Consider the following 26,648-nt stretch of genomic DNA (forward strand, 5'->3'; position numbering starts at 1 on the left):
GTATCTTAGTTGGGCTGGTCTCCATAATGTATAGCCGCTGCGCAATCCATGCTCCGCTTACGCTGTCTATACATTATGGAGACTAGTATTATGTAATTATGTATGAATTATATCAGCAAAAACGCTTCTCTTTGCTGTCCTTGGTACTGCTCCGGCAGCATTAACTTCTCCATGAATGTCAAAAAGACCCCGGAAAATCCGGGGTCCTCAAATGATAGCGTAAATTTAGCTTTCGACCGGATTATCTTTCTTATTGTCTTCGCTTGTTCTCTTTTTGATCTCAACGACAAGCTGGCTGGCAATGCAAATGGATGAATAGGCACCGAAGAATACGCCGATAATCATTGCCAGGGAGAAGGTTCTGGTCGATTCTCCGCCCAGGAGGAAGATCGCGAGCAGAGCAATCAGCACGGTGCAGACAGTCTTTACGGAACGGCCCATCGTCTGCCAGACAGATTTGTCCACCATATCCTTGAAGCTGTCTTTCTTTTTCATGCGTCTTTCATTCTCTCTGATACGGTCATAGATGACGACGGTATCATTAATCGAATAACCAAAGATGGTGAGAATTGCCGCGATGAACGCTGCATCAATTTCCCACTGGAATATTGAGAACAAGCCCAACGTAATAAGTATATCATGCAGAAGCGCAATGACGCTCGAGACAGCATAAACAAAACGGAAACGGAACGAAACATAAATCAGGATCAAAACAGACGCAACAGCCAGCGACTTCATCGCTCCCGATTTCAGTTCGTTGCCGATAGCAGGCTGAACAAGCTGTTCTTCAACATTTTTTATATCGAACGTTCCAGCCTGTTTCTGAATTGCCGCCAGAAGCTCGTCCCTCTTGGTCTGATCCAAAGCTTCCGTTCTGACGATAGCCGAAATGTCACCATTTGTCAGCTGTACGCTACCGGTCAGCCCAACAGAATCCATGGCCTGGTTGATATCCGCCTGGGTTACTTTTTCGTTAAACTGAATATTGAACATCGAACCGCCTTTATAGTCGATGCTGAGATTCAGTCCTTGCGTACAAAGCGAAATAATACCAGGAATCAAGAGAAGCAAAGAAAGCGCAAACCAGATATAGCGTTTTTTTACTATATTAAAATATAATCTATGTTCCTGTTTGACATCATCGTAACTGGCCTCGCTGGCGGCAGGGGTAACGACCGGGGCCGCATTTTTAGGTGTTTTTTTGTCTTTATACTTGTCAGCCACTTATTTTACCTCCTTTACGCCAAACAGCCATTTGCTCATTCGCGGGTTGATTCCGACAATCCAGCGCATAACCCAGCGGGTAAACGTGATGGCCGTAAACAGGCTCGCAACAATACCGACGATCAACGTAATTGCAAAACCTTTGATCGAAGCAGACCCGAGCAGGAATAATGCCAGGGCAGCAAAAATGGTCGTAATATTGGAGTCAAACACCGTAATGAAGGCCCGGCTGAATCCGGCATCCACGGCAGCCCGCAGCGATTTGCCAAGCTTTAGTTCTTCCTTGATTCTTTCGTAGACAATAATATTCAAATCGACGGCCATTCCAATAGAAAGGACAAATCCTGCTATGCCTGGCAAAGTAAGAACCGTCCCGATTCCGTATAAGACCCAGAGTACAATCACCGAAAAAACGATAAGCGAAAAGTCAGCGACCAACCCTGGTAAACGATAGAGCACCAGCATGAATAAGAAAATAAAGATAAGCGCAATGACGCACGCATTTAAACTCTTATTCAAAGAATCCGCACCTAGAAGCGCACCCACCTGGTTTTTTTCAACAATGCTCATGCTGACCGGCAATGCACCGGAACGGAACATAACAGCATACTGGGCTGCTTCTTCCAACGACGAATAGCCCTGGATCTGACCTTGCCCGTCCACAATCGGCACAGAAACTTCCGGATCTTGGATCTTCCTCTCATCCATATAGATACCAATCTTTTGACCGAGATATTTCGTTGTGATATCCGCAAACTTTGAGGTACCCTCAGAAGTAAACGATATTTGCACGACATAATCCGTGCGACCTCTGGAAGTATCGACCGCTGCCTGGGCATTCTTCAGCATGGAGCCGTCCATCAGGATATTTCCATCCGGATCCCGGAAAGTCAGCTTAGCGGTTGTTTGCAGAACTTTAACAGCCTCATCGGGATCAGCGACTCCGGCCAATTCAATAATAATTCTTTTTTTATCATAGTTCGTCTGAATATAGGGTTCGGATACTCCGAGCCCGTTAACACGTTCTTCAATGACAGCCCTTGCTTTATCCATATCGTCGTTGGTAATCGCTGCGCCATCTTTACCCGGTTCAGCCTGTAAAACCAGATGAACGCCACCGCGTAAATCAAGTCCTAACGGAATCCCGGTTTCAGAATTCGTCAGCGGCTGAATCGAAAAGAAAACGACAACAGCAACGAGAATGACAGTTACTGCAAGTTTTAAAGTATTTCCCCGTTTCATTCTTTTTCCTCCTAATAGAATAAAGGGACTTGCCCATACAAGCATCATTATATCCCTTTTGCATTTGAGGTGTCAATTTCAAAGCTATAAGCAAGTGTTACAGCACTTGCTTATATTTGGATACTATGCAATAGATTTCAAACTTCGCCAATAACAAATTTCCGTAATCAGAACTGTTGTTTAACGCAGTTTATTATTTAACCTCAGCATCGTTGTCTTCATCGATTACTTCAGTCTCTTCAACCTCTTCTTCAGGTTCAGGCTTATTCTTCTTATTACTCTTGACAGGTGTATCTTTGCCGCCTTCAGCACTTTTGATCGCGGACTTCAGTATTTCAATTTCAACGTTATTGGCGATCTTGATGACAAGCGTATCTTCTTTTATTTTGGTAATGGTGCCCAATATCCCGCCAATCGTTGTGACTTTAGCCTTCATTTTAATGGACTCCATCAGTTTCTGCCGCTCTTGTTTCTGCTTTCTGCTCGGCAAAACAAACATAAAGATAATCATAACTACAAATAGTACAAAATACATCATCGTTGTCGTGGTTTGATCCATAAGTAAAGAATCCCCCTTAATTGTAAATTACCTAAATATGCATACTTCATTTCATTATATCATCTTTATTCCGCAAATTCAGCATGTATTCAGATTATTTTCTATTTAAATTTTTCTATTTTAACTTAATTTCTAAGCTAGTTTTCAGAACTTTATTATCTGTACATACATTTCATATGATTGTCTTATTTTTTATAACCATAGTCCGCAAAGAATTGTTTCCGGTATTCCGGAAGCTGGTCTTCGGCAATCGCCTGGCGGACCTCTTTCATTAAATGGGTTAGAAAGTGCAAGTTATGGATCGTCATCAGCCGGTGTCCGAAAATCTCATCCGCTTTGATCAGGTGCCGGATATACGCCCGGGAATAATTCTGACAGGTATAACAGCTGCAGGTAGGATCAATCGGCGTAAAATCATCGGCATATGTGGCATTACGGACCACAACCTTGCCAAACCTCGTCATTGCTGTCCCATTTCGGGCAATACGCGTCGGCAGCACACAATCAAACATATCAATGCCGCGCATGACACCCTCGATTAAATCATCAGGTGAACCCACACCCATCAGATATCTTGGTTTAGCTTCGGGCAGCAGCGGAACGGTATAATCCAGCACTTCGTACATCATTTCTTTAGGTTCGCCGACGCTCAAGCCTCCCAGCGCGTACCCTGGCAGATCGAGTTCGGTAATTTCCTGAGCGCTTTGTTTGCGGAGATCCTCATACATTCCGCCCTGAACAATGCCGAAAAGTGCCTGCTTTTCTGTAGTCGGCAGCGTATTTTTGCAGCGCTTCAACCAGCGGAAGGTCCGTTCAGCGGATTTTTTCGTGTACTCCCGGTTTGCCGGGTACGGCGTGCACTCATCAAAAGCCATCACAATATCCGAACCAAGAGCGATTTGAATTTCCGTCGCTTTTTCCGGACTTAAGAATTGTTTGGAGCCATCAAGATGGGATCGGAATTCCACTCCCTCTTCGGTGATTTTCCGTAAATCCCCGAGACTGAAAACCTGAAACCCCCCGCTGTCGGTCAAAATCGCGCCATCCCAGTTCATAAATTTGTGCAGGCCGCCTGCGCGTTTAATCAGTTCATGACCCGGACGCAAAAACAGATGATAGGTATTGCTTAAGATCATGTTGGCTCCGAGCGCCTTCAGTTCTTCCGGGCTGACAGATTTTACGGTAGCCTGAGTTCCCACCGGCATAAACACAGGCGTCTCTATCATGCCATGAGGCGTATGAAGTCTTCCCAGACGGGCCTTGGTACGGGTGTCTTTCTTTAGTATTTCCAGTTTAACGGCCGCCAAAACATTTCTTCCTCTCTTTTTGTGAAATTAACCCGGAAACATGGTCTTCCCCATGTGTCAACCGGAACTAGAATACGTGCATTTTTCCCATGTTAAACTAAAAACATGGCGTCCCCAAAACTGAAGAAACGATATTTCTCACGGACTGCGGTCTGATACGCTTCCAAAATCATTTCCCGGCCTGCAAATGCACTAACCAGCATCAGCAGTGTCGAGCGCGGAAAGTGGAAATTCGTGATTAAGGCATCGACAATTTTGAATTGATATCCGGGGTAGATAAAAATATCCGTCCATCCTTCAGTTTCGGACAGCACATTCCCGGAAGCATCCTGACAAAGTCCCGCTGCGGATTCCAACGTCCGGACTACGGTTGTCCCAACCGCAATCACCCTGCGGCCTTCTTTTTTGGCCAGAGAGATTTTGGCGGCAGTCTCAGAATCTATGCTGAAATACTCCGTGTGCATTTGGTGTTCGGTGATTTCTTCCGTCTTCACCGGCCGAAACGTTCCCAGCCCGACATGCAGCAGGACTTCAAGAACCTCGACTCCGTTGTCCCTAATCCTCTGCAGCAGCTCTTCCGTAAAATGCAGGCCTGCAGTAGGTGCCGCGGCCGAACCGTTTTCTTTGGCATAAACAGTCTGATACCGCTCTTTATCGTTTAATTTTGCTGTGATATATGGAGGCAGAGGCATCTCGCCGAGACTGTCCAGGACTTCCTCAAACAAGCCGGAATACGTAAAATGAATGATCCTGTTTCCGTCGTCAAGAATTCCGATCAGTTCTCCGCGCAAAAGTCCTCCCCCGAAAACAACGGTTTGACCCTGTTTTAACCTTTTGCCGGGCTTAACCAGGACTTCCCAGCGGTCCCTGTCTATTCTCTTCAGCAGGAGCACCTCAATTTTTGCTCCGGTACCTTCTTTTTGCCCAATTAATCTGGCCGGAATCACCCTGGTCTTGTTCAGGACAAGTACGTCTCCCGCATTGAAGAATTGTACAATATCCTGGAATAAGTAATGAAATATTTCACCTTTGGCTTTATCCACCAGCATCAGCCTTGATGAATCCCGCGGTTCTGCCGGCGTTTGGGCAATCAGCCTTTCCGGCAAGTCGTAATCAAAATCCTCCAACCTCATTCTCTGCTACTCCATTTTCACCAAATCAATATTTTTGTAGTAATAGTTTAGGATATCCTGATAAGAATAACCTTGCATTGCCATATCATAGGCACCCCATTGGGACATCCCTACGCCGTGTCCCCAGCCCCTGCCGTTGAAAACAAATACACCGTATATCCCAGGTTTTTCTGCTATACCGTCATTGGAGCTTTTGATCCTGGAGAGCAGCGGACCAGTGCCTTCTTCCGCAGAGGTCCCTGCCAAAGAATTCCCAGTCAAAGAAATCTCCGGAGTCTCCGGGGTATTTTTCTGAAGTACAGGCATGATATATTCTACCTGAAATAGTCTTCCAAGGAAAGAATCATTTGAAAGAGGTCCTTCAGGATAAAACTTGCGAACGAAATCTCCGCCGGATACCAATTTTTCGTTGCCTAACCAGTCTTGAAGCACGACACGGTATACGCGGCCCGATACATATTTCGCCAGCTTCACCTGTCTTACCGGGGCGAGATCAAAAGCTTCTCCAAGAACATCCGCGGCAATTACAAACCTCCAGTGATCGGTATAGCCTCCAATGCCGTTGGAAAACGGATCTGGAGTGGACGTATAATGAGCGTCCTGATTCTGCCAGACATTCTGGGGGGCCTCCATATAACCACCGTTATGTGAAGAGTAGAAAATTGAAATGGGTCTGCCGGTATCCTGATCAGTCAGGACCTCTCCCGTCGTTGCTGTCACCGCCTGGCTGGCTTCCCCTTCCACTGATCTGCCGAGGTAAGCCTGATGGATATCGGGTGAATCCGTGATAACACCACCGTTTATATTTTTCAGCAAATATGTCCTTGCGGCGACCGCCTGCGCTTTCAGGGCTTCGAAACCTTTTGCGGCCCAGGCATTGCTCATCTCTATCGGAACGACGCCTTTCAAGTAGTCTTCCTGCTCAAGTGAATTATACAGCTTCCAGCAACCGTTTTCTTTCACAATGGAAAGATTTCCGCGGTAGCTGATCCAATCCTTTTCGGGTTCTCTGACCCGGAAAACGCCCTGATCTTGAGAAGTAAACTTAACTTTATTTTTCTCCAGAATCACGAACTGGTCGCCGACAGCCAGGAAATCTGCCATACTGCTCTGTCCGATCTGGCAGCGGTCCCCGGCTGTTAAACTGACGCTAACATCATTATAGTCGAGGGTATAACTGCCCTTTCTGACTTCAATTTCCAACCAGCCGGTTTCAGGAAACTGCCAGACAAGCTTCACAGTTACCTCCCTTGCAAGCGCTGCATTCGGTGTCAGGGTAATCAAAAAAAGCATTACAGTAAATAATAGGCAAAAAGCTTTAGACAAAAAAGCGCTCTGTTTAACACCGCAGCCATGGAAAAACATTCGAATCGACTCCTTCACTATCCGGCTGTTAAACAGATTGCCCAACTATCGTTCAGTATATTCAATAATTTTCCTATAGAAAGCTTGGCTTACGCCAAGCTTTTGACGCTGGCGAAAGCCTAAATTTTGCCCTTAAATGAATCAAGAAAGCTATTTACTTTCTGATTCACAAAAAAGTCCCGTCTGTACATTCGCTGGAAGATCCAATCCAAAATAGCTGTAGACCTGGTTCGTTACCATTCTTCCTCTTGGTGTCCGCTGCAGGAAACCTCTCTGCAGCAAAAATGGTTCCACAACATCTTCCAGGGTCTCGGCCTCTTCACCTACAGTAGCAGCCAGCGTTTCCAGACCGACCGGTCCTCCGTCAAAATTCCGGATAATGGCCAGCAGAATTTTCTGATCCAGACTGTCCAGGCCCATCGGATCAACTTCGAGCTTATCCATTGCTTTGGCTGCCGTCTGAGAATCAACAATCCTGCTTCCCCAGAACTGCGCATAGTCCCTTACCCTTTTAAGTAACCTGTTGGCGACCCGCGGTGTCCCTCTGGAACGCTTGGCAATCTCCTCCGCTCCGTCCGATGACAAATCCACTTTCAGAATCCGGGAAGCCCTGACGACGATCTGCAGCAGTTCCTCCGTCGTATAAAATTCCAGCCGACTGATAACCCCGAACCTGTCCCTCAAAGGAGACGTCAGCTGCCCGGCTCTGGTCGTCGCACCGATCAGCGTAAACGGAGATAGGGACAGCCTGATAGAACGGGCGCTTGGCCCTTTACCGATCACGATATCCAGACAGTTATCTTCCATCGCGGAATACAGGACTTCTTCCGCTGTCCTGCTTAGACGGTGGATCTCATCTATAAACAGCACATCGCGCGGTTCGAGTGATGTCAAAAGTGCCGCCAAATCTCCCGGCCTTTCAATCGCCGGTCCGGAAGTCGTCCGGATATTGACCCCCATCTCGGCCGCAATGATATTGGCCAGCGTGGTCTTGCCGAGTCCGGGCGGACCATAGAGAAGGACATGGTCGAGAGCCTCTCCCCTGTTTTGGGCCGCCTGGATAAAGACACTTAAGTTTTCTTTGATACTTGCCTGTCCGATATATTCCATCAGCCTGCCCGGTCTTAAGGCTTCGAATTCCCGGTCTTCAGGACGCTCCAGGGAAGTGATGACTCTTTCCAAATTTTCTCCTCCTTCAAATCAATGTTTTTTTAAATTGCTCGGGTAAAGTCTCCGTAATGGAAGACCGCTTTCGGCTATTGCGCCATCCATGACGAGTCGCTCCTTGCCATCCATGGCATCGCGACATTAGGCCATCCGTGGCCGTCAAAAAGCCGCGCTGCGCATCCATGCTCCGCTTGACGCCGGTCTTCCATTACGGAGACTTAGTCTGGAGCTAGTAAAAGCTTAATTTCAAAGTTTATGCTTCTGAATCGTTGTAGTAGTCAAATGTTATTTTACAACAGGAATGAGCTTCATTCTGACTTTCCAACATGCCAACCTGCTTGGAAACCTAAGATTAGTCTGGGGGCCACAGTTCCGCTGTGAGCGGAGCACGATGCGGAGCGCGGCCTTTTGACGGCCACGGATGGCCTAATGCCGCGGTGCCATGGACGGCAAGGAGCGGCGTGCCACGGATGGCACAACGGCCGAAAAGCGGTATTGTGGCCCACAGACTTGCCCTGATTATGGTTTTAGATATAGAGATAAGCAACAATTTGTGTAAGTAATTTGGGAATCATGTACGAGTATATCAAAGGGTATCACATATGTTCTGATGGTCCTGCCAATAAGCGAAGTGCTTCTTTGAGCTGATCCTCCATGGAAGACAGTCCTCTCTTTTCCGCCCTAGTCAGGGCGTCACGCGCTTCATAGCGGGAAAAGCCCAAAGCCAGCAGTGTCTCCAGGGTATCGTTGGCCGGAATAAAGGAGCCTAGATCTTCCGTTCCGGCTTTAATATCAACATCCTTGATCTTTTCTTTCAGTTCCAGAATGATTCTCTTCGCAGTTTTGCCGCCGATTCCGGGGACTTCGGTCAATTGAGAAACATCCTCACAGACGATCGCCGTCTTGATCTTACTGACAGAAAAAGCCGACAAAATACTCAGTGCTGCCTTTGGACCAATCCCGGTTACGCTGAGCAGCTGCAGAAACAGCTCTTTTTCATCCCGGGTCAAAAAGCCGTACAAAGACAAATCATCTTCCCGCATGATTAAATGGGTATGCAGGACAGTCTCTTCCCCCTGCCTGATCTTTACCATTGAACTTACCGGAACATGGAGTAAATAGCCTACGCCGCCGACATCTAGTACCAGGCGGTCCGCTTCGGCCGTCCACACAGTCCCCCGCAGCATTCCGATCATTTAAACATTCCTCCATTTATCCGACGTCCCATACTGTGCGCATGACATATGGCGATGGCCAGTGCATCAGCCGTGTCATCAGGCTTAGGCGTTTCCTGCAGCGACAGGATTGCCTTGACCATATACTGTATCTGCTTTTTATCTGCTTTACCGTATCCGACCACAGCCTGCTTGACCTGCAAGGGTGTATATTCGGATACTTCAATATTTCGGCGGGCAGCGCTTAGCAGAATGACTCCCCTGGCCTGTCCAACCGTAATTGCCGTCGTAGTGTTGCGGTTAAAAAACAATTCTTCGACAGCCATCACATCAGGTGAATATTCTCCCAAGAAATCCTCCAGAGATTCATAAAGCATTCTGAGCCTATCCGGCATCGGCAAGTCAGACGGAGTCCGCCAGCAGGAATAAGTGACCGGGGAAAGCTTTTGGCCATTTTTTTCGATTAATCCATACCCCATAATGGCGGTTCCCGGGTCAATGCCAAGAATTAACATCTTCTTGCTCCTTCTGTGATCCGCATTCCATTATTCCAGTATCTTGTCAAGCTTATCGTACCTATCGTCCTATACCTGTACCATGTTCAATTTTAAATTCGTTCTATCGAGGCGGAAGATACGGTTTAGAGATCAGCATCTTCCAGTGATTCGGCAAGATCAAAGTTTGTATAGACCTTCTGAACATCATCATGGCTTTCCAACGAATCAATCAACTTAATGATCTTTTTCGCTTGTTCAATATCGGCAATCTCGACGCGGTTGACCGGAATCAGATTGATGGCCACATTTTCAATCGGTATCTTACTATCCAGCAGCACCTGTCTGACTTCCTGCATGCTGTCCGGCTCGGTGAAGATTTCGTAGCTCTCATCTTCAGACGCGACATCCTCTGCACCTGCTTCAAGCGCCAGAAGCATGATTTCATCTTCATCCATCTTTAAATCTTCTTTCGGTACATCAAGCTGTCCTTTTTCTGTGAACATCCAGCTGACACTGCCGGTTTCTCCAAGGTTGCCGCCGTTTTTTGAGAAAAGATGACGCATCTCTGATGCTGTCCGGTTCCTGTTGTCCGTCATCAGCTCCACCATGATCGCTACTCCGCCGGGACCATAGCCTTCGTAACGCAGTTCTTCATAATTAGCGCCTTCCCCTGCTCCGGCACCTTTTTGGATCGCGCGCTGAATATTGTCATTCGGCAGGTTGGCTGCCTTGGCATTATCAATCGCAATTTTTAACCTAAAGTTCCCGTTCGGGTCTGCACCACCCGCACGTGCGGCCACCATGATCTCTCTGGCTAATTTTGTGAAAATCCGGCCTTTAATGGCGTCGGTTTTGGCTTTCTTATGTTTAATATTTGCCCATTTGGAATGACCTGACACAATGATTCCTCCCTGATACATTATAGCCTATATATTTTACCATGTAGCGGGAGCTCAGGCAAAAAAAAATCAGGTGATCTTCCAAATCACCTGATTTTCTCGTCTAGTCATGAATGCGGTGGCCGGCTATTCAGTTTAAGCTCATTGTCGGTCTGTTCTTTAAAATCCATTGTTCGGCTGCGTAATGAAGGGGCAGTGTACGTATATTCTCCCAATCTAAATCCTCGACTCTCCGTTCGCGCAAATCGATTTCTTTAAAATATTGGCCGCAATCTAAACAGACAACAACCTCCACTCCAGGAAACTCGGCAGAATTGAGATACGTTTGTTGAGAAGAATTTTCACTGCCGCAGTGTATGCAGCCCGATATTTTTATTGGCCTCTCGTTTCCGCAGACAAGACAATGTAGAAAGCGTTTTCCATTCAACGCATCCAATGTTGTCATAAGATTATCTTCACCACAAACCGGACATGGGCACATTGGCTGATCATCCACACTTGCAGAGATAGGCAGTTGCTGATATACCGCTTGAGCTACCCCAGCTATTGCTAAGCTCAGACGGCTGAAAAGAGGTTCGTTTCCTTGAATACGACCTGCGCTGAACTCATCTTGGAGAACGGCAAGTTTGGAGTGGTCTATCTTTTCTTCCGCAACAATGTTCAACCTGTCCCATAAATCAATGATGGCGTTTTCCGGCAAATCATTGATGGTGAATAATGGATACTGCCCGGATCTCGACGGTAATTTCAAATCCTTCAGGTTGTTTTCTTTTTGCCAGGCAGTGATCTCTGCTCTCATTTTTAAATAATTCTCTTTGACAGCAGACAAACTTGTTGCTTGTCCTCCATCGGTCTTTTCAGTACCCAAGTACATCCCTCCCAAAGGTTAAGACAGTGTCCAAATGATTTCACCGTACCGGTTCCGGCTTTCGACTATTTCTCTTGCTCCTTGACCTCTTCATACCAGGCGGCGTGATGCGCCTGCGCAAATTTTTCCGGAACGTATCCCTTTACCATACCCTCCAGAGCAACCCTTGATACTGGGTGGAGCAAAGCCAAATAGAGATGTCCCATCAATGCTGTAACCATCATAAACATCGCCAGATCGTGAACGGGATAAGCTATCCGGACCAACTGATCAGGAAAAACCTGAGGGAACCACATGATAAATCCGCTCAAGATGATGAATGCGGAACCCAGGATCGTAATCAGAGAGTTAATCTTTTCTCCGCCGCTGAACTTACCTTGGGCCGGATAGTTGGCGTGTCCTCCAAAAAACTCCTTAGGAAAAGCCATGATATGTTGGATATCCGCTTTCGTAAACCGGAAAGCAGAACGTAGCCATTCCCAGTGATATTTCGGGTCTTTGACAAAAAACATAGCCACAATGACCACCACAAAGATCACGGCAAAAACCCTGTGGAGGATCCGGGAAACATCGACGCCACCAAATATCATTAAGGTCGGCCGGAAAAATTCGGACAATATTCCCCACCCTGTAAGGAGGAGAACAAAAAAGCTTACGACATGAACCCAATGGCTCAATCTTTCCCCTTTGGTAAACCGTAGAATTTTGCCGGGAACTCGAGGTGAATTTGGTTTTTGAACAGCCATTACATTTTCTCCTCCTTCTTCATTTGATGGTGGTCTTCAAAAGGTTCTTTTTGATAATTCCCCTTGACCGCATTAATCACTACTCCAGCTACAACTGCCGCAGCAGCGCCTCCCATCACAATTTTGCCAATCGGCCGGATAATATCTTTCCATAGATAAAGCGATAAATCGGTCGATGGATTTTCAGGCAGTCCATAGGCAGCAGGTGCATCGAGCAAAATATAGCGGTAGGTTGTACCTGCCTGCCCATTCTGACCATAAAGATTAGCGTTGGGGAACTTCTTTTTAACTTCAGCCAACCGGGCCTGGGCTGTAGCCATCATTGCATCATAATCACCGTAGGACAGGGCCCCTGGTTGGCAAATTGCTACACAAGACGGCGAAAGATTGTTTTCTACTCTCGCAACACAGCCGGTGCATTTGTTCGCCTTTTTGGTGCTTTCGTCAACCTTCGGCACGTGAAATGGACAATACTGCGCACAGTACCCGCATCCAATACATTTATCTTGATCAATGACCACAAACCCGGAATCTGTTTTAGATATGGCACTTGAAGAACACGCTTTCAGGCAGGAGGGATCCTCGCAGTGGAAACACTGCGCCTTGCGCATCAGCCAGTGCATGTTATTATTTTCATACTTTTCCTCAAATGTTACATACGTATAGGTGTTTGGTGTAAAACCGGCCATACTCTGATAACTTTTGACGAGAGAGGTTTTTTCAGTCGGAAGATCATTCCATTCCTTGCAGGCTGCTGAACAGGCTTTGCAGCCGGTACATTTGGATCCGTCCACCAAAATCATTTTTTTTGCCATCTCTAAGCCCTCCTTATATTGACCAGACAACATTTATATTCGGGTGTTCCTGCTGTCGGGTCAATTACGCCGATGGTTACTTCATTGATGCTTGATCCAGGATTTAAAGATGCAAAACCCCAACTCCAAGGTACACCGATCGTTTCGGTCGGCTGTCCATGTACCTCATACGACTGAATGCGGTCTGTGACAAGACAACGAATCTCAACCTTGCCGCGTGCCGAGGATATTTCAACGCGATCTCCATCTTGTACGCCAATTTTTGCTGCAAGGTTTTTGCTGATTTCTGCAAAAGGTTCCGGCATCAGTTCGTTCAGCATCGGAATGTTGCGGGTGATACCGCCGGCACAGAAGTGTTCGCTTACGCCATACGTCGTCAGCACATAGGGATAATCTTTACGGTTACCAACCTTCTGAACATCGGGCAATGTTTTGGGCATTGCCACAATCGGATTGCTTGATACATTCGGATGGAAGATATTTTCCGCAGGGCTTTCCACCGGCTCGTAAAACTCTGGTAGCGGACCATCGTTGCAGATCCCTCCTACATTCACGCCGCCAACCGGTTTGCCGTCTGCTGAAGGCGTTGTTGGTATCCCGCTTGTATATTTGCCTGCAAACAAACGCCCTACTCCTTCCGGATTCATACGGAAAGCCAGCTTTCCTTCTGGAGTGTCAGGCCCTTTGGTCTTGTCGACTACGTCAGCACCGTCATTGCCGGCCCAAACATTTTTGGCCGCATCCCACCAAATTAATTTGCGTTTGGGATCCACAGGCTGTCCCTGGGCATCACAGGATGCACGATTGTATAAAATACGGATATTTCCCGGCCAAGCAAAGCTCCATTCGCGGAACAATCCAAGTCCGGAGGGATCTGCATCTCCCCGGCGTGCAGCCAAATTGCCTTTCCCGGTAACACCGGCATAAATCCAGCATCCGGTAGATACTGACCCGACCGGTGCTTTGAGATAATCGGCTAATGTCGGCAATAATTCCCCGCTTGTTTCATCATAGCCGTTTAATTCCTGCAAAACCTTAAGCGCTTTCGGCTCATGGCCGTAATCCCAGCGCGCATCGAGAATCGGTCTGTCTTTGGGATTAGTACTGCCTTCATATAAGCTTTTCACCCGCTTATACAACAGATCGAGCATATCCAAATCCGGTTTGCATTCGCCAAGGGGCTTGAGCGCTGCATCCTTCCACTGAACCCAGCGGCCTGAGTTCGTCAGCGTCCCGTCTTTTTCATAGACAAAGGCAGCCGGTAAAAAGATTACTTCCGTCATAATTTTAGATGGATCAACACCGGGCTCCCGCCAGAACTGGGCAGTCTCAATTTCAAATAGATCAGAGACAACCAACATCTCTAGTTTGGGCAAAGCCTGGCGGACCACTTCGAGGTTTGGTACGGATACCAATGAATTGGAGCCAATATTCAACATCATCTGGAATTGGCCTTTATTCACCGCATCCCAAATTCGAACCAAACTTGAATTAACATTGGAATCATACTTTGGCAGATAATTGAAACAATAGTCGTTTTCCTTGGTCGCTTTATCTCCGAACCAGGCCTTCAATAACGATACGAGATGTTTTTCCCGGTTGGAGCCGTTTCGTACCAAATAATCTTTGAGTGTCTTGTCGGAATGGGAGGGGGCCGGAAGATAACCTGGCAGATTATTATAGAGATTGGCCATATCCGTGGAACCCTGGACATTCGGCTCGCCGCGCAAAGCGTTGATACCGCCTCCCGCTTTGCCGATATTGCCCATCAACAGCTGGATAATGCCGTAACACCGGATACCTTGCACGCCCGTTGTGTGATGGGTCATCCCCAATGCATAAAGGATGGACGCGGGTTTGGCACTGCAGAAAGCATCAGCAATTTCCTTAATTTTTGATGCAGGTATCCCTGTAATATTCTCAGCAGTTTTCATATCATAACGGGAATAATGCTCTTTCAATTTGCTGAAGACGCTGTCAGGATCAGTAAGGACCAGAGCTTTAACCGGTTTGTTAGATTCGTCTAGCTGATAACCCCAACTATCGGTTTTGTATTTTTTCTTTTCGGGGTCAAATCCGGAAAATAGTCCATCCTTGAATTGAAAATCCTTGCTTATTTTGTACAGAGCATTTGTGTAGTTAAGGACATAATCGTGATCATAGAGCTCATTTTCCAATATATAATTGATGATAGCCCCCAGATAGGCAATATCTGTACCCGGGCGAATCTGAGCAAATATATCTGCCTGCGAGGCTGTCCGTGTAAAACGGGGATCAACCACAATCACTTTTGCTCCGCGCTCCTTGGCCTTATTGATCCACCGCATAGCAATGGGATGGTTTTCGGCACAATTTGAGCCTGCAATTAAGAATAGTTCAGCATTCATCAGATCCGGCCAGGAATTGGTCATGGCACCACGGCCAAATGAAGGTGACAAACTTGCCACCGTGGGCGCGTGTCATATCCGGGCCTGATGTTCGTTATAGGGCGTCCCTAAAAGCATTGATAGTTTTTTAACTAAGTAGGATTCTTCATTATCGATTTCAGCCGATCCTAAAACAGCAATCCCCTCAGCCCTGTTGACAGCGAGTTTCTCGGTCTTCCCTGTAGCTGCGTTAATGACATCGGCATCAGCCTTCCAGGTTTTCTCCCTGACATCTTTGACTTTTTTGGCTACTTTGTCGATAGCCTCGTCCCAGGATATTTCCTGCCATTCATTTGCCCCCGGAGCACGATACATCGGTTTCGTAATCCGAGCCTCAGAATAAGCAACTTCTCTCAAGCTGGCTGCCTTAGAACAAAGTGCCCCGTTATTGGTCGGATGATCGGGATCCCCGGCTAAATACACCAGCTTTTCATCTTTGATATAGAGAAGCAAGCCGCACCCTCCGGAACAAAAATGGCAAATGCTCGGAATTTTTTTTGTACCTTCAATCTTAAGTGCATATCCCTGAGCCTGAGCGAGGTCGGGATCAAAACCAAGGCCAAGCGCCAGCGAAGCCAAGGAAGCTCCTGATAGTTTCAGGAAATTACGTCTTGATAAATCCATTTTTCTCCTCCTTTACTTTTTTTAACACAACAATTTTTACTTTTTGCAAGTTTTTAAATTTTCTGAATATTCTAACCTGCAATGTCATTAATATTAAACTGACATAGGAAATTAATCAAGTATTGTTAATTACTTAACAGAATTGGGCTTTTTTTGCGAATACTTGTCAAACGTCTTAACATTTTTGGTTCCTCTGTGGCCGTCACCGCTTTTTAGTCTCCTTGGTTCGCAAAAAAAAACGCCTCAAATTTCTATTTGAAGCGTTTTCTTGCGACTAATATCGACTAAGATGTAAAATAAGGGTCAATTGCTGACTGGTTCCTTCTTAAGTGCCTCATTTGCAATCAGCACCTGACCGAAGGCAAGACCGCCGTCCCCAGACGGGAGTTTCTGCGGGTAAAGGATCTCTACCCCGATCTCTCCCGCCAAGAACAGTAGAATCTCGGTCAACAGCTTATTTTGAAAAACACCCCCTGCAATCGGCAGTTTTTTGTTTTCAAGACCAATAAACAACGCCGTTTCTAGCATCTGACACGCTAAAGAATAGTGAAATCTAAGCGCAGCTTCCCCAGGGTCTTTCTGAAGCAGCACATCGTTGGAGATCTCTTTTAAGAGGCTCCCCACTTTTACGTGAAGAACACCGGGCTGCGGTTCACCTGAAATCTCCAGACAGGCTGGATATAAAGCCGGATATAAGTCCGGACAGAAACTTCCATCTGTCCTGCCGGCCATTTCGTTATATTGCTCAATAAGACGCAAGCGTCCCTCTGCATTTGTCTGACCGGTTTTCTCGTATTGGTCCAAGAGAGCGGCCAACGCCTTGACCCTCATTGAAGCTTGCAGCGTTATTTCTAGGAATTCGTTCCGGTTTTTTTGTGTACCCGTATTTCCGTCTTCCAGCCATTTCTCGGCCACACTCTCCAGTTCAATCGCTGCCTGTCCCTCGTATGTCACTTCTGTACAAATTCCGAGCATACCGCTGACCGCGTCAAAGAGGCGTCCTGCGCTGGAAGTTTCAAACAGCTGGAATCCGCTTCGAAGCTGGCCATCCAGGATATTCTTTTCCTGAGAAGATAATTTTGTCCAAAGCGGTTCCGTCTGCTGCCATTCTTCTTGCGTCATAAGTTTCTTCAGGTAAGCATAGGCAATCCTGAGCGGATATTTGGCTCCGGCATCGCCGCCGGGCAAGGGCAAGTATTCAAGGTGTGCTTTGCGCTCATAGCCTTCCTGATTTCCGAAAAGATACTCAAAGCCCCAGATCCTGCCGTCCTCGCCATAACCTGTCCCGTCGCAAATCAGGCCGAGCATCGGATCATCCATCCCATGTTCAGCCATCACGCTGACGAGATGGGCATGATGGTGCTGAACGCGAAATTTCGGGCAATCCATCGACCGGGCAATCCGGGTCGTCGAATATTCCGGATGCATATCATAAGCAGCTTTTCGCGGAACGATGCTCGTTACTTTCTGAAAGGAGTATAACTCCTGTTCAAATCGTTCCAAATTTTCATATCCATGCATATCTCCAATATACTGGCTCATGAAAGCCATCTTTCCGGAAGCAAGGCAGAAAGCATTTTTCATTTCTCCGCCCAGACCGACAATCGTTGTTTTGATCTCCTGTTTTAAAAATAGCGGCAGCGGCACATAGCCCCTGGCCCTACGGATAAAGATCATTCGATCCCCGATCATCTGCATGACTGAGTCATCACACGGATGATAAATATCTCTGTTGTTTAGAAGAAAATAATCTGCAATTCCGCTTAGTCCTGCCAACGCTTCCTGATTGTCATAGATTAAAGGCTGTCCACTCAGGTTTGCGCTGGTCATCACGAGATAATCATAGGTCCCCTGAAAGAGCAGATGATGAACCGGTGTATACGGCAGCATGATGCCAAGTGATTGAAGGCCGGGTGCCGTTTGCGGAGAAATCCGGCTATTCCTATTCTTCTTTCGCGGCAGCAGGACAATTGGTGCAGAGGGACCGGCAAGCGTCGATCTTTCGAGCTCCGTTATGGTCACCTCTTTGAGGGCGGTTTCAATATTCCTGGCCATGACAGCAAATGGTTTTGCTCCGCGCTCTTTGACCCGGCGCAATCTGCTGACCGCCTCATCATTGCAGGCATCACAGACAAGATGAAAGCCGCCAAGACCTTTGACGGCCAGAATCGCGCCTTCCTGCAGCAAGTTAATGCCGATCCCGTTGCCGCTAATTTCATTGCCTGTACAATCCAGTAGTTTAAGTGCTGGCCCGCAGACCGCACAAGCAGTCGGCTGAGCATGAAACCGCCTGTCCAGCGGATCCTGATATTCCTGATGGCATTCCGGGCACATCTGAAAACCCGCCATGGTCGTTTTCTCGCGGTCATAAGGCCGATCCTTAATAATTGTGTAGCGCGGACCGCAATTGGTACAATTAATAAACGGATAGAGGTAGCGCCGGTCCTTACTGTGAAACATCTCCTGCAGGCAGTCCCTGCATACTGCAACATCCGGGGAGATCAAAACATCCTTGTCTTCGGACTCCCTGCTTTCTGTGATCGTGAACTCCCGGTAATGCTGAACCGGGATCTCTGTTATCTCCAGCGAAACGATCACAGCCAAAGCCGGCTGGTCTGCTCTGATTCTGCGAATAAAGTCTTCCACCCGTTCCCCTTCAGCCTGAATCTCGACTCCGCCGCTGAAATTGTTTACCCAGCCTTTAATGTCCAGCTCCCGGGCAAGTTTAAAAATAAACGGCCTGAAGCCGACACCCTGAACAATGCCGTTGATCAGAATTTTTACAGCTCTTATCACGTTTTACCACTCTTCTGTTTGAAATATCATCCTTATTTTTACATTGGGTCTTTTCTCTAAGGTTATTTGGGAAGATATCCGGTATCAACCAGATGATTGATCAGCTCGTCGGGATCAACATCGGACTTGATAAAACCATTCGCTTTGAGAAATTCAGCAGATTCTTTAAGTTTTTCAATGTCCTGACTGTCAATCGGCATTGTAAAATCAAATTTCGGATATAAAGCAGTTACTGCTTTAAGCTCCATTCCATTGGCGTCAGTCGTCATTCGCAAAGCCTCATCCTGATTTTCCTGGATCCAGTCCAATATTTGCTGATGAATTTCCAGAAAACGCTTTGTTGTTTCAGGGTACTTCTGAATAAACTCTGTTCGCGCGGCGATTACAGCCTGACCCAGGATAAGGCCTTCAGCATTCCGGATCAGGGTGATTTTTTGGGAAGCAATCCCTTTGGTCAGCAGCGGATCGGGGATGACCGCAGCATCCACTTGTTTTTGCAGCAACGCGTTTAGCGCGTCAGCTGAGGCCATGCTGATTATTTCTACGTCATTGGCAGACATGCCTGCCTCGGCAAGCGCTTTGATCAGCATTTCATGCAGCATCGTTCCCTTCTGCAGGGCGACCTTTTTTCCCTTCAGATCCGCTACGGATGCAATTTCGCCACCTTTAGCTGCAACCAGGCCGATCCCCTTCGGAAACTTGGAATAGCTTGAAAGAATCTTAATATCGTTGCCGTTCGCATTCGAAATGATGGCCGAAACATAATTCAGTGATGTGGCAAAATCAATTGATTTGCCAGCAAGGGCTTCCGTTGTTGCCGGACCTTCCAATTCGTACCACTTCACCTGAATTTCATCCTTCGCAAATTCGTCTTCAAACATCTTTTTCTCCAGTGCTACAATTGCCGGGGCGTTCAAAGGCTTCGTCGAATACGATATATTAATAATTTTTGGTTTTTCCTGCTGTTTGGCCGTATTCGGCTGACAGCCTGTCACCGAAATCAGCAGCAATAATGATAATAATACAGTAATACAAATTTTAAGATACTTCTTCATGATAATCCTCCTACTAATACTTATCGAAAACATTTGATTCACTTAGCGAATGGCCTCTAGTATAGTTTTCCTCATGTTGATAAATTCTAACCTATCAGGATTTCTTGGATAAGCAAAAGGTACTTCCAGTACCTCTTTGATCGTACCGGGAGACGGCGACATAATCATGATTTTTTGACTGACAGTCAGTGCTTCTTCGATATCATGGGTGACAAGGATAACCGTTTTTCCGGTTTTCTGCCAAAGATCAATGATTTCTTCCTGCATTCTGGCCCTGGTCTGGGCATCAAGGGCCGAAAACGGCTCATCCATCAAGAATACTTTCGGTTTAAAAGTAAGCGCTCGCGCCAAAGACACCCTTTGGGCCATTCCGCCGGACAGTTCGTAAGGATACGCTTTGCTGAACTGTGTTAACCCTACTAACTGAAGCGAGCTGGCGACAATTTTCTCAACTTCGTCTTGTTTCTCTACTCCTTGGATACCCAGCGCGGTATTTTTTTCAACGGTCAGCCACGGAAAGAGCCGCGGTTCCTGAAATACGACGGCACGCCCATAACCGGGCCCGTCAATGTTTTCTCCATCAATCAGCACTTCTCCGCTGCTCGGGGGTTCCAAGCCTGCAATAATCCGGAGTAACGTAGTTTTGCCGCACCCGCTGGCTCCGACAATACTGACAAATTCTGATTGGTTGCACCGGAAATTGACCTCTTTCAGGGCTTCAATACTTCCCCAGTCGCTGTGGAAAACCTTACCGACATCACGGACTTCGACTAAAACCTTATTCATTTGCGCTCACCTGCCTGATACATCTTTTTCCACGGCATCAGTTTATTTTCAATCTTTCTGAGGAAAAAGTCGATCAGCATCCCGGCAGCTCCGATGGTAAACATCGCGACAAATATCTTATCGGACTGAGCTAATTGCCTGCCTTCAATAATCAGATAGCCTATCCCTGAGGATGCACCCAGCAGTTCAGCTCCGACCAATGCCCGCCAGCAATTACTTAACCCCAGCCTCAGACCCACAAAAATCGACATAGCCGCCGAAGGAATATACACCTTTTTGACCATTTCCCACGGAGTAAGCATATAGGCATGGCCAACTTCAATCAGCTTCGGATCTACACTGGTGACGCCCTGCACCGTATTCAGGAAAACCGGAAAAAATGAGGCATACACAATCACTGCAACTTTTGAGGCTTCATCAATCCCGAGCAGAAGCATAAAAATCGGGATCCAAGCGATTGGCGGGATCTGCTGCAAAAAATGCAGCGTAGGATTCACCCAATGCCTGAACCCTCTGACTTTGCCTACCAGAATACCCATCGGAACTGCAAAAACAACCGTCAAAAAGAACCCGTACACCAATCTCCGCAAACTTGCCAGCAGATGTTCTTCCCAAATCCCGGTTGCAAGCATATGCAGAAATGTTTTTAAAATCTCACTTGGCGGAGGCAAGATGTAGGTATTAACCAGACTGCTGCGTGCCGCTAATTCCCAAACTACAATCACAGCTGATGGGAAAACCGCCCCTCTGAGTATATTCAGAAGCTTTGTCCGGTTATGTGGATTTCCATGCCGGTCAAACCTTTTTTCCGTTTTTTCCTGATTGATTTGCATCAAGTGGTGTACCTACCCTTAGCTCGAATTAAAGCTGCACTGTTTCCTTGGGAATTAATACTACAACATTCGGAAAGAAAAAGAAAGAGCCTAAGCATTCTACGCATTAGGCTCTTTCTTGACGAGGTGTTTTCTAGGGAAGTTGCATCCCTCGCACGAAATAATTTTGTGCAAGAATGCAATAATTTGAAGAAATCAGCAAAAATATTGAGAAATCTGGTTGTGATAGCAAGATTACGACTTGCAGAGATATTCGTTAAACTTGCCGCGCTGCGTATAATACGTGTGCAGCAGTTCATGCGACTTATGGCCATTGGGTTCTTTCAGGAACTCGGCATACAGTTTCATGACATCCTCATTCTCATGAGATTTCCTGAGCTGTTTGCCTTCATCTTCCTTATAAATAGCCTGGAGACGTTTCTGACGAATCTCCGGTGTGGTCGGTCTGGGCTGTCCACCGCCGCTGATGCAGCCGCCGGGGCATCCCATCACTTCGATAAAGTGATAGGGGGATTCACCTTTGGCAATTTGGTCCAGAAGGATCTTCGCTCCTGCCAGACCACTGGTTACAGCAACTTTTACCGTAACTCCATCGAGGAACTTATAAGCCTCAACAGGATTCTCGATGATCACATCCGCTGTCTTAATCTGTTCCAGGCCAACGATCGGAGTAACATGGAGCTTATCAAACGGCAGTTCCCGTCCCGTAACCACTTCGTAAACCGTACGCAGGGCAGCTTCCATAACACCGCCGGTAACACCGAAGATATCGGCAGCACCGGAGGAAAGACCCAGCGGATTGTCAAATTTGCTGTCTTCGAGGTTTACAAAATCAATGCCGGCTTCCTTAATCATCTTGGCAAGTTCTCTGGTCGTCAGTACGGCATCGACATTCGGTACGCCATTGTTCTGCATTTCCGGTCTGGAAATTTCGAACTTCTTGGCCGTACAGGGCATGATCGATACAACATACATGTCCTTCGGATCCACTTCGATCTTGTCGGCATAATAGGACTTCGCCAGCGCCCCAAGCATGGTATGCGGGGATTTACAGGTCGAGAGATGGTCAAGTTCTTCCGGATAGGCATGCTCAACATATTTGATCCAGCCCGGGCTGCAGCTTGTAATCATCGGCAGGGCAGCCTGGCCGCCGGTCAGCACATTTTTCACCCTGGTCAAGAATTCGGTGCCTTCTTCCATAATGGTCAGGTCAGCCGTAAAGTTGGTGTCGAACACATCGTCGAAGCCAAGTTCTCTCAAAGCAGAAGCGAGTTTACCGGTAACGAGTGTCCCAGGTTCCAGCCCGAACTCTTCACCGATTGCAGCCCTAATCGCAGGGGCAACCTGAACAACAACGCGTTTATTGGGATCATTGATCGCCTGCCAGACATCCTGGATCGCATCGGTTTCCTTCAGCGCGCCTACCGGGCAGACCACCGTACACTGTCCGCAGTAAGCACAGTTTACGGAATTGATCGGCAGATCCATAGCAGGACCGACAACCGTCTTAAATCCGCGGTTTTGTGCATTCAGAATGCCAACCTGCTGAATTTCGTTGCAGACAGTGATACATCTGCGGCAAAGAATGCATTTGGACATATCCCGGGTAATGGAAGGGGATTTGTCGATGCAGCCGGCTGAACGTTTTCCTTCAAAACGGGCTTCACTGACGCCGAGCATATTACCCATTTCCTGCAGCTCGCAGCTTTGATTGCGTTCGCAGTTTAGGCAGTCTTTCGGATGGTCGGACAGAATCAGTTCATAAAGGACTTTTCGGGCCTTCCGGACTTTTTCGGTGTTGGTTTTAACAACCATTCCTTCTCTGACCGTAACCATGCAGGAAGGCTGAAGGCTCTTGGCCCCTTCGACTTCAACAACGCACAGTCTGCAGGAACCAAACTTATGAACGCCTTCCAAATAGCACAAGTTGGGAATATGAATATTGTTCTGTTTCGCGGCTTCCAGGATAGTCGCGCCCTCCAAAGCGGAAACACTTTTGTTATTAATTCTTAAATTTACCATGCCTTTACCCTACCTCCTGTCACAGCGTAAACAGCGCATAGATTCTGCAATTGCATTGAGCTTGTGGTACCCTTGAGCCACCTCGCAGAAGCAGTCTTTTCTCTTTTCAGGGTCAAGAACTTCCATTGGGAATCTGGCATGCTCAACGAGTTCGTCCTGATCTGCCGGCGCAGGAATTTCGATCTTTTCGCCTTTATTCAGCACGCCTTTGCCGCCCAGGTAGAGGTCAATGGAAGATGCCGCCTTCTTACCGTCCGCAATTGCCGTGATCGCGACATCGGAACCTCTGGCAACGTCACCGCCGGCAAATACGCCATCCATCGTGGTCATCAAGGTATCTTTATCCGTAATAAAAGTTCCCCAGTCTGTTAATTCAACATCATCCATTCCGACAAACGGCAGATCCGAAGACTGGCTGACCGCCGGGATGACCATATCGACCTTCAGGGTGAAATTGGACCCTTCTTCAATTTTTGGTTTTCTTCTGCCGGCAGAATCAAAGCCGCTCACCTTCATTCTGACGCATTCAATTGCTTCGATTTTGTCTTTGCCAATAAAACGGGTCGGGGCAACCAGCGGAATAATTTCAATGCCTTCTTCAATCATATCGCAGATTTCTCTGGCATCAGCAGGCATATCTTGAATAGTTCTTCTATACAAAACATTGACTTTCTTAGCGCCTAACCTTAAAGCCGTTCTGGCTGCATCAATCGCAGTATTGCCGCCGCCGATAATCGCTACGGTTTCACCGATCTTCACATCCTGTCCGAGGTTCACATTGCGCAGGAAATTCAAGCCGTGAACAACCCCCTCGAGGTCTTCGCCTGGGATATTGATCTTGTTGGACAGCTGGGTTCCTGTTGCAATATAAATGGAATGATGTTTTTTGCGCAGCCCGGCGAAGCTGACGTCATTGCCTACTTCGGTATTCAGATGGATCTTGACGCCGACTTGCTCAATCAGTTTGATTTCATGCTTGAGCACGTCTTTGGGCAGCCTGTATTCCGGAATACCAAATGCAAGTAGGCCTCCGGCCACAGGCGCTGCTTCATAAACATCGACCTCATAGCCAAGTCTTGCCAGGTAATAGCCGCAAGTCAAGCCTGAAGGACCTGCGCCGATAATGCCGACGCTCTTGCCGTTTTTCGGGAAGACAATGTCTTTCGTGGATTCTTCTTCATGCTTGAACGCATAATCCGCCACGAACCGTTTCAGATCGGAAATCGAGATCGCTTCGTCCAGCTGCGCCCTGCGGCATTTGCTTTCGCACGGGTGCGTGCAAATTCTTCCGCAAATAGCCGGAAACGGATTTTCCTGTCTGATAAGGTTGTAAGCATCGATATATCTTCCTGCCGAGATCAAGCCCATATATCCGGGTACATTGACGCTTGCCGGGCAGGCATTCTCACACGGCGAAAGGAACAAATCCGAACATACGCCGGCGCGGCAGTATTTGTTCTTGATATGCTCTTCGTATTCGTCACGGAAATACCGGATGGTGCTTAAGACCGGATTGGGAGCCGTCTGACCCAAACCGCACATGGCGGTTTCTTTGATCTGAGCGCCGAGCTCTTCGAGAAGTTCGATATCGCCTTCCTGGCCTTCTCCCTTGGTAATGCGTTCCAGGATCTCGAGCATTCTCTTGGTTCCCACACGGCAAGGAACGCATTTTCCGCAGGACTCATCCTGGATGAAATCCATGAAGTACCTGGCGGTATCGACCATACAGGTATCCTCATTCATGACGACCAGTCCGCCGGATCCCATAATGGCACCGATTTTGCTGATATTTTCATAATCCATCGGCGTATTCAGATATTCCTTCGTGATACAGCCGCCTGAAGGGCCGCCGGCCTGGGCAGCCTTGAAGTTTTTACCTCCGGGAATGCCCCCGCCAATATTGAACAAAATATTGCCGAGGCTCATGCCCATCGGGACTTCGACGATACCGGTATTGACGATATCTCCGGCCAGTGCGAAGACCTTGGTGCCTTTGCTCTTTTCAGTGCCAAACTGCGAATACCAGTGCGAACCCTTCAGAATAATCGGAGGAATGCAGGCAAGGGTTTCTACGTTGTTGATAATGGTCGGTTTGCCAAACAAGCCGCGTTCGAACGGGAACGGTGGTTTTTGTTTGGGTTCTCCGCGTTTGCCTTCGATCGAAGCCATCAAGGATGTTTCTTCACCGCAGACAAAAGCGCCTGCGCCAATCCGGATTTCCAGGTTGAACTCAAAATCCGAACCAAACAGTTTCGCTCCGAGCAGGCCGCATTCGCGGGCTTCTTCAATCGCGGCACCCAGACGTTCAACGGCAATCGGATACTCCGCCCGGATATAGACATAGCCCATGCTTGCACCAATCGCATAACCACCGAGCATCATCCCTTCAATGACACTGTGCGGGTCACCTTCGATGACGCTTCTGTCCATGAACGCACCAGGGTCTCCTTCGTCAGCATTGCAGACCATGAATTTCTGATCGCTCGTTGATTTCATTCCAGCTTCCCATTTGATGCCTGTAGGGAACCCGGCACCGCCGCGGCCTCTGATGCCGGACTTTTTAACTTCATCGACAACATCCTGCTGCTTCATGCCACCCACAGCTTTGGCAATCGCATAATAACCGTCTTTGGCTATATAAGCGTCAATCGAAGCGTATTCGATCTGTCCGCAATTTCTGAGCGCAATTTTGACCTGGTCTTTGAAAAAATCAATATCCTTAATATTTGGAACGTGTTTGCCAAGCGTCTGATCGTAGAATGTATACTTTTCCAGCACCGTACCGTTGATAATGTGGGATTTTACGATCTCGGCCATTTTTTCGGGATTAACATCCGTATAAAAAGTCTCATCAGGCAGAATAAGAAGGACAGGACCGACAGCACAAGTTCCCATACAGCCTGTCTCACTAACTGCAACCTTGTCCTGAAGCTCGTATTCTTCCAGATATTTCACAAGCGCAGCGGATACTTCACCGCAGTTGGAGGATACACAACCTGCGCCTCCGCATACAAGGATTTGATAATTATACTTGGACAGTTTTTCACTGTATTCCTTTTTAATTTGATCCAAATCAGCAACACGATTGATTTTCATGCGCTTTATTTCA

20 protein-coding genes are annotated in these 26,648 nt (G+C 47.4%); all 20 read right to left on the minus strand.

Annotated elements, in window-relative coordinates; translation table 11 throughout:
* Positions 1–225: 225 nt before the first annotated feature.
* The 20 genes from secF to nuoF all read right to left on the minus strand — a co-directional run bounded on the left by secF (position 226) and on the right by nuoF (position 26,635).
* On the minus strand, positions 226–1,224 hold the full coding sequence (gene secF / locus DEHRE_RS08330; protein ID WP_019225945.1) for a protein translocase subunit SecF: 999 nt from the start codon (positions 1,222–1,224) through the stop codon (positions 226–228).
* On the minus strand, positions 1,225–2,466 hold the full coding sequence (gene secD, locus DEHRE_RS08335) for a protein translocase subunit SecD (protein ID WP_019225944.1): 1,242 nt from the start codon (positions 2,464–2,466) through the stop codon (positions 1,225–1,227). It abuts the gene before it with no gap.
* 193 nt (positions 2,467–2,659) lie between these two features.
* Positions 2,660–3,025: a preprotein translocase subunit YajC gene (yajC, locus tag DEHRE_RS08340; RefSeq protein WP_019225943.1), complete on the minus strand. Its 366-nt coding sequence runs from the start codon at positions 3,023–3,025 to the stop codon at positions 2,660–2,662.
* Between the two features lie 185 nt (positions 3,026–3,210).
* On the minus strand, positions 3,211–4,332 hold the full coding sequence (gene tgt, locus DEHRE_RS08345) for a tRNA guanosine(34) transglycosylase Tgt (RefSeq protein WP_019225942.1): 1,122 nt from the start codon (positions 4,330–4,332) through the stop codon (positions 3,211–3,213).
* 92 nt (positions 4,333–4,424) lie between these two features.
* Positions 4,425–5,465, minus strand: coding sequence for a tRNA preQ1(34) S-adenosylmethionine ribosyltransferase-isomerase QueA (gene queA, locus DEHRE_RS08350; RefSeq protein WP_019225941.1), 1,041 nt, complete (start codon positions 5,463–5,465; stop codon positions 4,425–4,427).
* Between the two features lie 6 nt (positions 5,466–5,471).
* Positions 5,472–6,758, minus strand: coding sequence for a SpoIID/LytB domain-containing protein (locus DEHRE_RS08355; RefSeq protein WP_242836918.1), 1,287 nt, complete (start codon positions 6,756–6,758; stop codon positions 5,472–5,474).
* A 222-nt stretch (positions 6,759–6,980) separates the two neighbouring features.
* Positions 6,981–8,012 (minus strand): Holliday junction branch migration DNA helicase RuvB, encoded by a 1,032-nt coding sequence (gene ruvB / locus DEHRE_RS08360; RefSeq protein ID WP_019225939.1) that lies wholly within the window; start codon positions 8,010–8,012, stop codon positions 6,981–6,983.
* 581 nt (positions 8,013–8,593) lie between these two features.
* On the minus strand, positions 8,594–9,193 hold the full coding sequence (gene ruvA / locus DEHRE_RS08365) for a Holliday junction branch migration protein RuvA (protein WP_019225938.1): 600 nt from the start codon (positions 9,191–9,193) through the stop codon (positions 8,594–8,596).
* Positions 9,190–9,687, minus strand: coding sequence for a crossover junction endodeoxyribonuclease RuvC (gene ruvC, locus DEHRE_RS08370; RefSeq protein WP_019225937.1), 498 nt, complete (start codon positions 9,685–9,687; stop codon positions 9,190–9,192). Before ruvC ends, ruvA begins: the two co-directional genes overlap by 4 nt.
* Positions 9,688–9,812: 125 nt before the next feature.
* The gene (locus DEHRE_RS08375; RefSeq protein WP_019225936.1) at positions 9,813–10,568 is read right to left on the minus strand and encodes a YebC/PmpR family DNA-binding transcriptional regulator; all 756 of its coding nucleotides are present in this window, start codon (positions 10,566–10,568) and stop codon (positions 9,813–9,815) included.
* 130 nt (positions 10,569–10,698) lie between these two features.
* Complete coding sequence (locus DEHRE_RS08380; protein WP_051008276.1) at positions 10,699–11,442, minus strand: formate dehydrogenase accessory protein FdhE domain-containing protein; 744 nt, start codon at positions 11,440–11,442, stop codon at positions 10,699–10,701.
* A 59-nt stretch (positions 11,443–11,501) separates the two neighbouring features.
* Positions 11,502–12,182: a formate dehydrogenase subunit gamma gene (locus DEHRE_RS08385; RefSeq protein ID WP_019225934.1), complete on the minus strand. Its 681-nt coding sequence runs from the start codon at positions 12,180–12,182 to the stop codon at positions 11,502–11,504.
* Positions 12,182–12,997, minus strand: a complete 816-nt coding sequence (locus DEHRE_RS08390; protein WP_019225933.1) for a 4Fe-4S dicluster domain-containing protein — start codon at positions 12,995–12,997, stop codon at positions 12,182–12,184. The genes DEHRE_RS08385 and DEHRE_RS08390 overlap by 1 nt, the downstream gene beginning before the upstream one ends.
* Positions 12,998–12,999: 2 nt before the next feature.
* Positions 13,000–16,047 carry a formate dehydrogenase-N subunit alpha gene (fdnG, locus tag DEHRE_RS08395; RefSeq protein ID WP_083221879.1) on the minus strand — a complete coding sequence of 1,016 codons (3,048 nt, stop codon included), beginning with the start codon at positions 16,045–16,047 and terminating at the stop codon, positions 13,000–13,002.
* 303 nt (positions 16,048–16,350) lie between these two features.
* The gene (hypF, locus tag DEHRE_RS08405) at positions 16,351–18,843 is read right to left on the minus strand and encodes a carbamoyltransferase HypF (protein ID WP_019225932.1); all 2,493 of its coding nucleotides are present in this window, start codon (positions 18,841–18,843) and stop codon (positions 16,351–16,353) included.
* A 62-nt stretch (positions 18,844–18,905) separates the two neighbouring features.
* Positions 18,906–19,898, minus strand: a complete 993-nt coding sequence (locus DEHRE_RS08410) for an ABC transporter substrate-binding protein (protein ID WP_019225931.1) — start codon at positions 19,896–19,898, stop codon at positions 18,906–18,908.
* A 42-nt stretch (positions 19,899–19,940) separates the two neighbouring features.
* Entirely contained in the window at positions 19,941–20,684 is a 744-nt protein-coding gene (locus tag DEHRE_RS08415; RefSeq protein ID WP_019225930.1) for an ABC transporter ATP-binding protein, read from the minus strand.
* Entirely contained in the window at positions 20,681–21,517 is an 837-nt protein-coding gene (locus tag DEHRE_RS08420) for an ABC transporter permease (protein WP_019225929.1), read from the minus strand. Before DEHRE_RS08420 ends, DEHRE_RS08415 begins: the two co-directional genes overlap by 4 nt.
* 234 nt (positions 21,518–21,751) lie before the next feature.
* The gene (locus DEHRE_RS08425; RefSeq protein WP_019225928.1) at positions 21,752–23,539 is read right to left on the minus strand and encodes an NADH-dependent [FeFe] hydrogenase, group A6; all 1,788 of its coding nucleotides are present in this window, start codon (positions 23,537–23,539) and stop codon (positions 21,752–21,754) included.
* 9 nt (positions 23,540–23,548) lie between these two features.
* On the minus strand, positions 23,549–26,635 hold the full coding sequence (nuoF, locus tag DEHRE_RS08430) for an NADH-quinone oxidoreductase subunit NuoF (RefSeq protein WP_019225927.1): 3,087 nt from the start codon (positions 26,633–26,635) through the stop codon (positions 23,549–23,551).
* Positions 26,636–26,648 lie beyond the last annotated feature (13 nt).

The organism is Dehalobacter restrictus DSM 9455 (genome assembly GCF_000512895.1).
Classification (GTDB): domain Bacteria; phylum Bacillota; class Desulfitobacteriia; order Desulfitobacteriales; family Syntrophobotulaceae; genus Dehalobacter; species Dehalobacter restrictus.